We start from the raw sequence: 12,668 nt of genomic DNA on the forward strand, positions 1-12,668 counted from the left end.
AGATACTTGAACTTACTATTTGGTTTTATTATTTTAATATTTTATTTGCATTTTTTAATACGACGGTGTACATAAAGTTTTCCATTATTGCCTATGGTCGTAATTTCTAGATTTAATTCCCCTTTTAATCCACTATTATCTATTATCTCTACTGTTGTATTTCCTTCCTTCAATGGATTAATTTCTATTTGCTTTTTATCTGGTTCATTAATAATTCCAACAATATTTTCATCATATCCGCTAACTTTAGCAATAGTTCCGTCTGTAAAAACTTTTGATGCAATAAATTTATCTCCTTCTTTAGATTCAGTATGTATTGAAAGACATTCATCCATCTTTTCTAATTTTATATTGCCTTGTTTTCCATTCACATCAGTTATTTTAATATCTTCTTGTCTATTTCCAACATTTGCTTTAATATCTTCGCCTTCAGTTTCATCATAATCTGTTCTTATTATTTCTACACAGCTATAGTCAGGAAGATTATTTGCTATTGCTATGTCACCATCAAGAATATCTACTGAACTAACCCCATCCTCCATTTTTAATTCGCTATATGTAATATAAAAATGTTCCCTTTTATCTATTGGTTCAGGTTTTGTATTTGCATATATTACACCTGCTATTGCAACTGTTGCACTAACCCCTGCTATAGCTGATTTAATTCCAAAAACTTTTTTAGTCACTTTTGCTGTCCCACTGATTTTGCTTGATAAACTTGCATTAGAAATTTGATGTACAGTTCCAATTACAGAACTTCCACTTATACCATTAACTATATCTTTCAGTAGTATATTAGCTTTATCTAAAGAAATTTGTTCAATTCCTAGCTGATTTTGGAGAAGTAATAATAATACTGGTACTCCTGTTCCATATAATTTAGTCCCTTTTTTCTCCCAGGTATCTACTTCTGCTTTAATCTTCTTTCGTGCATAATTTAATCTGCTTTTAACTGTTCCTTCTGAACATTCCATATCTTCTGCTACTTCTGATAATGATAATTCATCAAAATAGTATAAATACACTGCTGTTTTTTGTTCTATGGGCAAATTATCAATTATATCTTTTATTATTTTTTGCTTTTCTTTGCTATCTAAAATTTCTTGCGGTAAGAATTCTTCATCTTCCTCAAATTGAGTTTCAAACAAGTCTTTTCCTTCTTCTGACAATAAAATTTCTTTCTTATTCTTTTCAAAGTATCTGTTCGCTTTATTAATTGCTATCCTATTTATCCAACTTTTAATAGCATATGGATCTTTTATAGTTCCTATTTTGCTATTTACAGTCAAGTATGTTTCCTGCATTAAATCAAAACTTGTATGTTCATTTTTGGTGTAACTGTAAAGTAAGTTATATACTTGTTTATTAGTTTCATTATAAATAATTTCAAATGCACTAATATCCCCTTCCCTAAGTTTTTCAGCATAATGTGCCAATTCATTATTGTTCATAGATATATTTCCCCCACTAATTATGGTATTTTACATAATTTATTACATTTTACTATATATATTTCACTAGTGGTACATATTTTATTAATTGATATATATCTTATCTCATTTATTTTTACTTCTCTTTAGCCTGACTAATTATTTTATTGTAGATAATTCTTTTTGACTCATATGATAAGCTTTCAGAAAATATTAAATTTTGGAGAAATATAGTTATAAGGAAACTCGACTCACATTCGTTCGCTGGATACTCACAGAGTAATCGATCATCATCAAATCACAGATTTGGATGCCTGCTTAACTGATTCACACCGAATCATAGATTCGGGTTCTCTATTTAAAGATTGGGAGGGAAATTAAAATTATGAAGTGCTCTCCGAATATTAAATATGAGTGTATCATATGTCTAACATTTGGAGGGCACTTCATTAATTTTTAATGTTTATTGCCTTTAAACTTTATTTGTACTATTGATTGTTTATACTTATTAATATTATCTATAGAATATCCTACTCCTACAAAAGCAGATCATCTAAAGATTTGCGGGTTTTATCATGACGATTTGGAGAAGCTGGCTCTCCAACTGCATAACCTATTGCCAGAACATTAATTGGTTCAATATTATGAGGCAAATTAAATTCACGTCTGATAACTTCTGGGTCGAAACTACAAATCCAAACACTGTCTAATCCAAGAGAGGTTGCTTCCATCATCATATGATCAGTTGCAATGCTTGTGTCAATATCAACTACACTTTTGTTGTTAAAAGGTATAACTCCAGCAATATTGTGATCACCGCATGCAACTATAATAAGTGGTGCCCCGTAGATTCGTGCCGCCTTTGAAACTTTTTCTAATCCCTCTTCATCTTTTAATATAAGTAATTTAACAGGTTGTTTGTTACTTCCAGAAGGTGCAACTCTTGCAGCTTCCAATATTTTTCCCAACTTATCATCTTCAACTTTTTTCCCGTCATACTTACGAGCTGAGTATCTTTTTTTTGCTAATTCTAAAAAATCCATTTTTCATCTCTTCTTAAATTTTAGTTTTACTTAATTATTTACTCTAATGTATTTACAAATACAGATATTGTAACAATTGAATCATAAACATTTATTTATCTTTAACAAATGTTTATTATAAATCAATCTTTGTTAAAAATGCATGATGTTCCATTTGGTTGCATACATTTTGAACATGATATACATTTTGGTACTTCATTTAAATCCTTCATCCAAAGATTTACTAAATCCGGTTGGCGAATTAATGGTCTTGATAAAGCAAAATATTCTACCCCTGTTGAATTTAGTATCTGCGCCATAGTGTCAGGTGTTCTGTTTTTGCACACCAAAATTATCGGGATATTATTATTTAATGCAGAAATTTTAGCTGCATAATCCCTGTATATAGATTCCTTATAATCTGAAGCTTCACCCTCACCACTTATTTCTATCCCATCGATTCCAGAATCAGAAAGTTGACTACAGATATATTGGCAACTCTCAAAAGCTTTTTCGCTATCAATTTCATCGAAACTATTAACTTTTAAAAACACAACGAAATCTTTACTTGTTCTACTTCTTATGGCATTATATATTTCAATAATTATCCTTGCATTATTTTCAAGAGTTCCTCCATATTGATCGGTTCTCATATTTGTTCTACTACTTAAAAATTGGCTCAGAAGGAATCCATGTGCAGCGTGAATCTCTACTCCGTCGAAACCAGCTTTCTCAGCTCTAGCTGCTGCATCTCCAAAGGCAGAAATGATTGCTTCTATATCTTCCAAAGAAACATCATCTGTTTTTAGATTTTGACCGTTTTTAGTAGCATAGTTCACCTGAAGCAATACTTTACTTTCATGGCCATGAATTGTATCTGTAAGCTTTTGGTATTCCTCTATAAAATTATCGTTGTAGAAACCAATTTGTCCAGGCATGGATTTAGAATCTGCTGTAATATAAGCACCACTTGTAATAATTAAACCAACACCTCCCTTAGCAAGATTTTCATACAGTTCATACAGCCTATCATTTAAGTGACCATCCTCTTCTGCCATAATTTCTTGTGTCGCTGAACGAATAAAGCGATTTTTAATTTCCATCCTATTAATAACTGTTTTATCAAATAATGTTCTCATGTTAGTTTTCCTTCCTCTTACATTTATTTTTTCTTTTATTTCACTATGCTGATTTACTATCTAAATAATTTTAGATATAGCAATCCGATAAATTTCTACTTGCTTGCTACACATGAATTTCATTTATTTATGCTTGAATATCTTACATTAACACAATCGCCATTGTAACTGTAACAATTCCAGTTACAACAGTTCTAAAAAAAATTGAATCTTTCAATTCAACTTTTTTTCCAATATACCTGCAACAATATCTGCCATTGTATAACTTTTTAATACCTCTTCCATCGCCGATTGAGCTTTGGGTAACATTAACATTAATACATCTTGAATATTTGCACCTATAATACATTCCTGATTAGTATTTTCATGTATCTGAAAGAGCTTTTCGTCTTCAACTACATCAACTGCTTTATATACATCAAAAAGAGTAATATCTTCAACTGGCTTTAGAAGATAGGCACCGCCACCTCCACTATTGACATCAACCAGTTCAGCCTTTTTTAGCATACCAATAATCCGCCTTACAACAACTGGGTTATTCTGTATGCTACCTGCAATCACTTCAGATGTACAAACATCATTGCTAATTTCTAAGGCAGCAAGAATATGAATTGCTACAGTAAATCTACTGCTAATCTGCATCATAAATATTACCTCCTTGTAACCATTATAGTTACAACGCATTTACTTGTCAATTATTTTTAATAATTAACATTCCCTATTCTAAATTATATTTTAATATAGTATTTTTTAAATCAGCTATAACTCCATTTGAAGCGTTATATCCCTTACCAGTTTTAAAACATAAGCTTCTAACTTCCTGACCTTCATCCTCATCTATATAATAATGCTCGCACATTTCTAATTCATATTTATACTCATCCGTTCTTCATTCATTCGATACTATTCTTAATTTATAAAATACGTAAACTTTCTTTCTGAAAACTCTTTATAGGCATCTCGATAAATTTGAATTTGTCGAACTTTCAAGCTTCGTAAAATTCTTATAATTAAAGAAAAACTTCCATATTACTTTATATAAGACATATCGCTAATTCGCTTAATTAATCGTTTCCCGTCAGCGGTTTCTTGCATAAAACTAACTCCACCAGCTAATCCAAATATTTCACTTTTGTTAAGCATTTCAATATCCATACCTAACCACATTGTATTAAATACACTAAGTAAATCTCCATGAGAAACTATAATTACATTCTCATATTTATTGGTCATTAGCTCATTAAAAAATGGTAATAATCTATTCCATTCATCTCTTCTGCTTTCTGCATCAGAAAACATCTTATCATCAATAGATTTTTCTTGTACTTCTATATTATCTCGCAGCCATTGTACAGACTTTCCAACACATTTTCCAAGGTTTCTTTCTCTCAATTCAGCAACAAAAATTGGTGCAACTCCCAAATGCCTTCCTACAATTTCTGCTGTGTGCTTAGCTCTTAATAAATCTGAAGAATACAATACATACTTTTTATCTGATAACTGATTTGATAAGTTTTTTCCAATATTATTCGCTTGTTGTATTCCCACCTCTGATAAATCCCAATCAGTCCAAGAACCAACCATCCCATTAGTATGATGAATAGATTGTGTATGTTGAATAGTTATTACATTTTTCATTTAATTTCCCCTCTTGTTAATTTTAAATTTATTCTATTTCAATATTTATAAGTATCCTTTAGTTTATTAGCCTCCAAATTACAATTTACCTTTATCCCCACAGCTCATATCCAATTTAAAGTACTATCTATATTTTTAACTCTGTAGAGAGTATATATCTGAAAATTCTATTTGTATTTTTTCTATATTAGTTTTAAATAGAATTTTATCTTCTTCTTCTTCATTTTTAATCAATTCTACTGGTAATTCTATTATAAATTCACTACCTTGTCCTTCAACACTTGAAACACTTATTTTCCCACCATGCATTTCAACAAAAGATTTAACAAGATATAATCCTATTCCAGTTCCCTCACATTTTCTTGAAAGAGTGTTATCTACTTTACCAAAACGTTCAAATATAAAATTAAGTTTGTCCTTTGGAATGCCATCCCCTTCATCCCTTACTTTAACGATAACACTTGTTTGTTTATCTATAAACTCAACATATATATTTCCCTTAGAATGACTATATTTAAGAGCATTCGATATTAAATTAAGCATTATACGTTCCATCATATCATGGTCAAATCCCATGATCTTTTCCTCAACGTTTGTATCAAATATAAGTGTTATATCTTTATCATTGACATAAGATGCCACAGATTGAGTAATCTCTTCAATAATATTTACAATATTACCATTTCTCTTTTTTATCCTAATAAATCCAGAATCAGAATTTAGCTTAGTTACATCTAAAAAATTATTTATTATTCTAATCAGTCTTAAACAATTTTGTTTCATTGTTTTAAAGTATAATTTACATTTTTCTATGTTTTCCAAATTATAATTGCCAAAATAAATATTTACAGTTTGAACTGCTGAATAAATTACATTAACAGGTGTCTTAAGCTCATGAGACATATTAGTAAAAAAGTTCATTATAAGATTGTTAAATTCTCTTGACTCATTAAGTAGCTTTAGATTTTTTTCTATATCTTCTTGTAGCGATTCAACTTTCTTTTCAGATGTTATATCTCTTAAAAATGTCAAAACTGATGGTTTTCCTTTATAAGTAAAAAAAGATGATGTATTAATCACCGGAATGAATTCACCATCACAATTTAATATGCTCTCCTCACTTGTAATCTTTACAAGCTTATTATGGCTAATTCTTGAGTATTTTTTTTTAATATCTTTGCTAACTTCCGATAAATAATGATTATAAAAGTTCTCGCCCTTTAAACCTAATAATTTAGTTGCACTTGCATTAGCATATATAACTTCTCCATTTGTATGTACAATAATTGAGTTTAATGAATTTTCAAATAACATATCATAACAAATTTTATTATTTAATAATAGAGATTCCATCTCTTTTTTTTCATTGCTTAATGTATTAAGAGTTTCATCTTTTTTTTTATTATTTTCAGCTTCAATATTAACATAATACCCCAAAATCCACGCAACAAAAATAAATACACCACACATTATTAAATCTTTTTGAAAGTATATATTAACTCCATTCTCTAAGGGAGCATACAATAAATCTGCTACAAGAATAATACCAGAAGAAAAAAGTGATGTTACTATCCCTCGTTTGGAACCATATTGAATAATTGAATATATTATTAATAACAGAAATAAATATTTGCATTCACTTTGATATGCCCTGGATAAATATATAGGTATGGATATAATAAATGTAAAAATAATATTATCTATTAACCATGATTTTTTTAATAAACCTACCTTTTGTAATATTGAATACCCAATGGTAATCATTGAACATATTATGAAATTTATGCCAGTAGAAAACGAAGAAAAAACCATCATATATATATTACATTGAGTATTTTCATGTATATATAAGCTTGACCAATACTTTGGTAAATTCATATGTATTATTATACTACTAAATACTATAATTGCTATTTTAATAACCCCTACCATTGTTTCTAAGTGGTCATTATGTCTATTTATATAATTTCCCATACGTCCGTATTCCTTTCAATAGATAATTATTAAAAGTAAAAATTGTCAATTAAGTTTATAACAATTTTTACTTCTAATATTGATTTTAATGATTTTTAACATCTCTTAAACATTTTGGTTCTTCAGGTTGATATAATCCCCAATTACATGCTGAAGCCGAAACTCTAAGCGCCATTCTCGTACAAATATTTAATGTAAGCTTAAGTAAGAAATTTCTTAAAATATTATTCATTATTTGCATCTCCTCTACATTCTATATCTATATTAAAGAAAAATTGGACTGGCTTTTTTATTTTTTAGTACAAATTTTAAAATTATAACTGATATTATAAATATAATTAAACTTGGAATGCCATATAGACATCTTGTTATTGGCTGTAAGACAGAAATATCTGTATTTGTATTTAAATTACTTAGTAATAACATACTAATAGTTTCACTTAATGAAAGCATAAAATATAATAAAAAAGCTCCTTGCATACTTTTTATTAACGGTATATCCATAATAAACATAACAATAATTATAGTTAGCATTATACAAATATCTGTATGCACTCCATAGTATATAGGCAAAAATCTTATAATAAAACACGATATAGCTAATATTAAACTTAAAAGTATGTATCTAAACATATTAATAGTTTTTCTAGAAAATATGTGTATCCCCCACATCAAAATAAGTGATTCTGGAATAAGTCTAAAAAAGAAATCTACGCAAGTAAGTCTAAACATTACATTCCTCTCTTTTCTTTAATATTTTATATATTTAAAAGTTAAAGTATTTTCTATATTAATCACTATTTTAAATTATTTGTACATTTTCTCCTTTTTGCATTGTCATCTTCCACATGCTTATTTTCATGTATATTTTAACAATCATATTTCTGCTATAAAATGATTGTTTTATTTATCCTATCTTTAAAGTTACTTTGCCTTTGGTGTCAAGGTTGTTCCCATTCCCTCAATTATGTATTTTAAGCAAAAGTCAACTTTGTTTAAAAAGTTTATTCCATTCTTAGTAAGAGTAATAGTCTGCCATAAGACTCCAACTCCAATACTTTCTATTAATTTTATGTAATACAATTCTGAAAACTTTTCGTTGAGTATGAATAAAATTATTATTATGAATAAAAAAATAAATATAGTAAAAATAGATTTCCTCTTAAATTGTCTTCTAGTTTCAATATTTTTAATAGGCTTCTTAATACTATCTACAGGTGCATTTCTAAAAACTGTTATAAATGCAAATATTATAATAGCACCGCTTATTACTGCTACAGTAATACTATTTATGGTGTAAAATATATTATTAATTAAAATTCCAGCTAATGCTGCTGAAAATGTTCCTATTATAACACAGCGACTTGGCGAGGATGCATGTACACCCCCTGAATATTTTCTAAGAATACTGGCAGTAATAGAAAATATTAAAGCTTCATAAAACACTCCAAAAAGCAACCCCGCAATTATGACCCATAAGATAGCAAATAGCATTTGAAACAAATTTATTGCTCCATATACGATTATCTGCTCTTGTTCTTCATTAACATTCAAAAATAATTTTGCATTACTACCGATTTTAGTTGCTATTTTTTCAGTTAGAGACATTTTCGATCATCCCTTTATTTTTAATAATGATTTCATGATTATTATGCATAATAAAACAAACATAATAACAATGATTAAAATTCTATAAATTTCTTTATGAACCTCATAGTATATAGGCATATTACTTAGAAAATTAATATAGATAATAGATCAGAAAAATCAAATTGACTTTCTATATTAATTACTGTCTGCCTTTTCACAGCTTTAAGCCTTATCAAATTAATTTACATATTTTGTTTCTATAACCTATAATATGCACATTCTTATAACAATGTAAATAGAAATGGAATAAAACGTCAAAATATTGGAATAAACGGAAATTTATTGGATAAATATGTATAAAGCTTATAGATCCAAGCAAACGCCCTTTTGTTCTTTCGTTACTGTACAATTTATCGGTTATCATCATCAATTAACAAGTTAAATAATATAATGTATATATTGCAAAAATAATCCTTCATCATAATTCTAGAAATATTACAAGAATTTTATCTGTAATTGTGAATTGCAACATATATATCAGCTAAACTTGGAGTAGCTATTGATACAGATAGTTCTAGGGAGTATCAATAAAAATCTTTCGATACTGCTTCTGTCGCTTTATTAATAAAAGCAGCAATTTTACTTGGACTTTCCTTCATACCACTATTGACCCACTTTTCTATTACGGCTATAGTGCCATATGCGGTAAATGTGTACCAATTATCAAATAGTTTTTGATCAATATATTTTTCTTCCTTCTTCCATTTCTCAATATTTAATTCGTGGCTGATATAAATAATACGTTTCAATAATTCTTTATCCCCGTTCTCTGAAAATAATACTCCACATATATTGCTATTTGCCTTTATATACTTGCAAATTTCATATGATAGTTTTTCATAAGTTTCAAGGTTCAAAGTACGTTCCGCAACCTGTCTGATTTCTTCATATAACTCACCTTCAATATTTGAAAGAAGTTCAAACTGATTCGCATAATGTGAATAAAAAGTATTTCGATTTATATCTGCTTTTTTGCATATATCTGTCACTGTAACTTTGCTGATAGGACGCTCTTTCATAAGTTCCAGTAAACTGTTTTTTATAATCATTTTTGTATATTTCACCCGACGGTCTGCTTTTTCGTATGCCATAATACCGTTGCCAAAACCTTGTAAAACTTTATAAAACTTGTTTAATTCCCTGTTCAATGTGTTCTATTTTGTAATTCTAAAAGAATATACTACTTTCATTGAAGTAATCTAATCTGCTTTTCAAGCTTTATAATGTTGCTAGTTTTGACAAACTTCCTCCCTTCTTTGGTCTATCTGTTAATCCTTTAAAAAATCTTTTGAAATCTTCACAACCATCCATAGGGTTTCTACTTCAACTATTAACTTATTCATGTATAAGTTAAGTTTTCGTATAGAATCCCTATACTTCTTAATCTTCTTCATTCTAAGTATTAGCTATAATCTCAGTAATAATTCCACATTTACTACATAGATTTTCTATAATTTTAAATCCCAAAAATATTTTCTTGCCTTAACCTTAAATGATGATTGAGTTGCTCTTATTTACCTTCCTTAAATAATTCAGTGAACGAACAACACTTATCTGATTTGTAAGATATCGAACGTAATGTTATCGAACTGCCTGTTGATTAAGTAGCACTGTATAATTATAATATATTTAACATACAACATATTTGAACGTTCAAATAAATTATAATTTTAAATGGAGGTAATACAATGGGAAATATAACTATAGTACCTGTATGGATTATTCAAGATATTTTAGTTCTAATCATCGCCGCATTAATGGTTTTCTATATAATTGAAAACGAAGAACGTCCAAAGATTGTATTAATGCAATTCCTATGTTTTGTCTTTTTCTACGCCGCAGTCTTTGAAAATGTTGCGGTATCTATGGGACTTATGGGAAATAAAGGTTTTTACGCCTATGGGCACAGTATCCTAATGATATTCAATATACCATTAACTGTTCCTATTATCGAGTTTCTTATCGTTTACTCAACTTTACGTGTTTTGAAGACGATCAATATACCGGTATGGACTAAACCCTTCATTACTGGACTTAGTGCTATGATTTTTGACTTTTCACTGGATCCAGTCGCAGTAAAACAGATTTTTCAAACTTCGGAAGGAATCATTGGCCGGTGGAGTTATTTCCCGATCCCTGGTGAACCTGTCATATATGGGGAACCTGTCATGAATTTTACAGGATGGATCTATATAGCCGGATACTGGACTGCATTTATTTTAATCGGTGAATGGTGGCATAAAAAGAAAGGCTATAGTAAACTAATTGGCTACATATATCCGTTTTTGGCTTCCATTCTTTCTGTAGTTTGTTTGGTTTCACCTTTATCCAATTTCTTTAATTATATGGCACCATTTTTCCCAAGAACTTCTAATATGCAATGGGTAATGTTGATTGCACTTACTATAATTTCAGTGGGAATTTTAGTGTTAACCTTAACCAAGTTCTGGGATCGTAAGGTCATTAGTTCTATGGATTACAAAAAAGATTTTCCTATCATGTTTACATTCCTGGGTTTTCCACTGGTTAATACCATATTTTGCATTATAGGTGGATACATGCAGGTACTATGGCTTGTTGTTCTGGCACAGGTGTTATTATTGCTATGCTGGATTGGAATTCATATTTTGAGTAAAAAAGTTATTCTCAAGAAATGAAGTGCCCCAACAAGTTAGATAAATATTCGCACAATAGAATTTTATACCGTCTTATTCCATTGAGGCATTAATTAGAAACCAATGAAAATCTCGGATGTCATCTATAAACAGGGCAAAAAAAATCGGGACTGAAAAACACATTTTTCAGTCCCGATTTTTTCTCATTTTTCACTTTAAAACCACTACATATTGTGATTGACCCGTCTCACTTGACCTTAGAGCCACTATTCGTCATCAAAATTACCGTCTCCACGTGGCTCGACATGACAGCGTTGATGTTTCTAGATTCCCTCGTTTAGGAAACATATCAAAACAATATCTATTATATCCCTACAAACTGATTTTCCTGGCATCGATTTTTTGTTATATCTAACATCGACTCATGTTCCGTGTATTATAATCCGAAAACGAACCCTGTCATAGCCATGAAGCCTAGATTGCATACCTTCTGTAATTTCATTGTTATCTAATGCCACCATAGGGCTCCCATGTCCGGCAAAAACGACCGACATAATTTTATCGTTCATCTTTAACATCTCGTATTAATCTCATATAAATGCAAATCTCATGCAAAACAAGAATTTACAGATATTTTTTTCCTTCGACCCATGCATCTCCGGCTTTCTCACCTAATGAAAAATAGCTGTTGCTGAACGAATCAAAAAATAACATTCCTGTTTTCTTGGCATCAATTATGCCGGTTTTATCTAACACTAACTCATCTACCGCTACATTGACAATCCTGGCAAGTACAGTAGTGAAATTATTTGCTCTTACAACCTCTATGAGTTCGCATTCGATGACTAGTGGACTGCCTTCGATGATAGGGGCATTGACGCGTTCACTCTTTACAGCCTTCAATCCTGTTTTTTCAAATTTATCAGGAACTCTCTGGCCGCTTACAATTCCAAAATAATCCACTTCCTTTATCAAATTCTTATTAACCAGTGCAACAGTAAATGCGCGTCTCTTTTTAATGTTTTCATGCGTCTTACTACGTGGACCAATACATAATGCAAGATCACCTGCATTCGTCCTTGTACACTCATGCAAATTCATCACATTGACTGTTCCATCATCATTATAAGTGCCAACCATTAAAACCGGCGCTGGATACCCATACGAAAAAGCGTTTGAACCTAAATTTTTCATCATAAT

14 protein-coding genes are annotated in these 12,668 nt (G+C 29.7%); 1 reads left to right on the forward strand and 13 read right to left on the reverse strand.

Annotated elements, in window-relative coordinates; genetic code table 11:
- Positions 1 to 41 precede the first annotated feature (41 nt).
- The 11 genes from KEC93_RS16145 to KEC93_RS16195 form a co-directional block, all read right to left on the reverse strand.
- Entirely contained in the window at positions 42 to 1,451 is a 1,410-nt protein-coding gene (locus KEC93_RS16145) for an RNA polymerase sigma factor (protein WP_077868485.1), read from the reverse strand.
- A gap of 515 nt (positions 1,452 to 1,966) precedes the next feature.
- Positions 1,967 to 2,473, reverse strand: a complete 507-nt coding sequence (locus tag KEC93_RS16150) for a nitroreductase family protein (protein WP_039773592.1) — start codon at positions 2,471 to 2,473, stop codon at positions 1,967 to 1,969.
- A gap of 122 nt (positions 2,474 to 2,595) precedes the next feature.
- Positions 2,596 to 3,591, reverse strand: a complete 996-nt coding sequence (locus tag KEC93_RS16155; protein WP_077868484.1) for an NADH:flavin oxidoreductase — start codon at positions 3,589 to 3,591, stop codon at positions 2,596 to 2,598.
- A 213-nt stretch (positions 3,592 to 3,804) separates the two neighbouring features.
- Positions 3,805 to 4,233, reverse strand: coding sequence for an Rrf2 family transcriptional regulator (locus KEC93_RS16160; protein ID WP_039773646.1), 429 nt, complete (start codon positions 4,231 to 4,233; stop codon positions 3,805 to 3,807).
- Positions 4,234 to 4,309: 76 nt separating this feature from the next.
- Entirely contained in the window at positions 4,310 to 4,450 is a 141-nt protein-coding gene (locus KEC93_RS16165) for a hypothetical protein (RefSeq protein ID WP_167514417.1), read from the reverse strand.
- 170 nt (positions 4,451 to 4,620) lie between these two features.
- Positions 4,621 to 5,229, reverse strand: coding sequence for a histidine phosphatase family protein (locus KEC93_RS16170; protein ID WP_012059351.1), 609 nt, complete (start codon positions 5,227 to 5,229; stop codon positions 4,621 to 4,623).
- Positions 5,230 to 5,364: 135 nt separating this feature from the next.
- Entirely contained in the window at positions 5,365 to 7,203 is a 1,839-nt protein-coding gene (locus tag KEC93_RS16175; protein WP_077868483.1) for a PAS domain-containing sensor histidine kinase, read from the reverse strand.
- An 85-nt stretch (positions 7,204 to 7,288) separates the two neighbouring features.
- Positions 7,289 to 7,435, reverse strand: coding sequence for a cyclic lactone autoinducer peptide (locus tag KEC93_RS16180; protein WP_077868482.1), 147 nt, complete (start codon positions 7,433 to 7,435; stop codon positions 7,289 to 7,291).
- A 32-nt stretch (positions 7,436 to 7,467) separates the two neighbouring features.
- Complete coding sequence (locus tag KEC93_RS16185) at positions 7,468 to 7,935, reverse strand: hypothetical protein (protein WP_077868481.1); 468 nt, start codon at positions 7,933 to 7,935, stop codon at positions 7,468 to 7,470.
- Between the two features lie 192 nt (positions 7,936 to 8,127).
- A complete protein-coding gene (locus tag KEC93_RS16190) occupies positions 8,128 to 8,811 on the reverse strand; it encodes an accessory gene regulator ArgB-like protein (protein ID WP_077868479.1) in 684 nt (227 codons plus the stop codon).
- 566 nt (positions 8,812 to 9,377) lie between these two features.
- Positions 9,378 to 9,944 (reverse strand): TetR/AcrR family transcriptional regulator, encoded by a 567-nt coding sequence (locus tag KEC93_RS16195; RefSeq protein ID WP_236887816.1) that lies wholly within the window; start codon positions 9,942 to 9,944, stop codon positions 9,378 to 9,380.
- Positions 9,945 to 10,541: 597 nt separating this feature from the next.
- Between KEC93_RS16195 and KEC93_RS16200 the strand changes: the two genes are divergently transcribed.
- Positions 10,542 to 11,510 carry a carotenoid biosynthesis protein gene (locus KEC93_RS16200; RefSeq protein WP_077868478.1) on the forward strand — a complete coding sequence of 323 codons (969 nt, stop codon included), beginning with the start codon at positions 10,542 to 10,544 and terminating at the stop codon, positions 11,508 to 11,510.
- Between the two features lie 380 nt (positions 11,511 to 11,890).
- Here KEC93_RS16200 and KEC93_RS26735 read toward each other — a convergent pair whose 3' ends face one another.
- The gene (locus tag KEC93_RS26735) at positions 11,891 to 12,022 is read right to left on the reverse strand and encodes a hypothetical protein (RefSeq protein WP_276517138.1); all 132 of its coding nucleotides are present in this window, start codon (positions 12,020 to 12,022) and stop codon (positions 11,891 to 11,893) included.
- A gap of 70 nt (positions 12,023 to 12,092) precedes the next feature.
- Positions 12,093 to 12,665, reverse strand: coding sequence for a flavin reductase family protein (locus tag KEC93_RS16205; RefSeq protein ID WP_077868477.1), 573 nt, complete (start codon positions 12,663 to 12,665; stop codon positions 12,093 to 12,095).
- Positions 12,666 to 12,668 lie beyond the last annotated feature (3 nt).

The organism is Clostridium beijerinckii (assembly GCF_018223745.1).
In the GTDB taxonomy this organism is placed as follows: domain Bacteria; phylum Bacillota; class Clostridia; order Clostridiales; family Clostridiaceae; genus Clostridium; species Clostridium beijerinckii.

Coding starts and splice junctions, on each gene's coding strand:
- KEC93_RS16145 (WP_077868485.1), bottom strand. CDS start 1,451: ATGAACAATAATGAATTGGCACATTATGCTGAAAAACTTAGGGAAGGG.
- KEC93_RS16150 (WP_039773592.1), bottom strand. CDS start 2,473: ATGGATTTTTTAGAATTAGCAAAAAAAAGATACTCAGCTCGTAAGTAT.
- KEC93_RS16155 (WP_077868484.1), bottom strand. CDS start 3,591: ATGAGAACATTATTTGATAAAACAGTTATTAATAGGATGGAAATTAAA.
- KEC93_RS16160 (WP_039773646.1), bottom strand. CDS start 4,233: ATGCAGATTAGCAGTAGATTTACTGTAGCAATTCATATTCTTGCTGCC.
- KEC93_RS16165 (WP_167514417.1), bottom strand. CDS start 4,450: ATGTGCGAGCATTATTATATAGATGAGGATGAAGGTCAGGAAGTTAGA.
- KEC93_RS16170 (WP_012059351.1), bottom strand. CDS start 5,229: ATGAAAAATGTAATAACTATTCAACATACACAATCTATTCATCATACT.
- KEC93_RS16175 (WP_077868483.1), bottom strand. CDS start 7,203: ATGGGAAATTATATAAATAGACATAATGACCACTTAGAAACAATGGTA.
- KEC93_RS16180 (WP_077868482.1), bottom strand. CDS start 7,435: ATGAATAATATTTTAAGAAATTTCTTACTTAAGCTTACATTAAATATT.
- KEC93_RS16185 (WP_077868481.1), bottom strand. CDS start 7,935: ATGTTTAGACTTACTTGCGTAGATTTCTTTTTTAGACTTATTCCAGAA.
- KEC93_RS16190 (WP_077868479.1), bottom strand. CDS start 8,811: ATGTCTCTAACTGAAAAAATAGCAACTAAAATCGGTAGTAATGCAAAA.
- KEC93_RS16195 (WP_236887816.1), bottom strand. CDS start 9,944: ATGGCATACGAAAAAGCAGACCGTCGGGTGAAATATACAAAAATGATT.
- KEC93_RS16200 (WP_077868478.1), top strand. CDS start 10,542: ATGGGAAATATAACTATAGTACCTGTATGGATTATTCAAGATATTTTA.
- KEC93_RS26735 (WP_276517138.1), bottom strand. CDS start 12,022: ATGTCGGTCGTTTTTGCCGGACATGGGAGCCCTATGGTGGCATTAGAT.
- KEC93_RS16205 (WP_077868477.1), bottom strand. CDS start 12,665: ATGATGAAAAATTTAGGTTCAAACGCTTTTTCGTATGGGTATCCAGCG.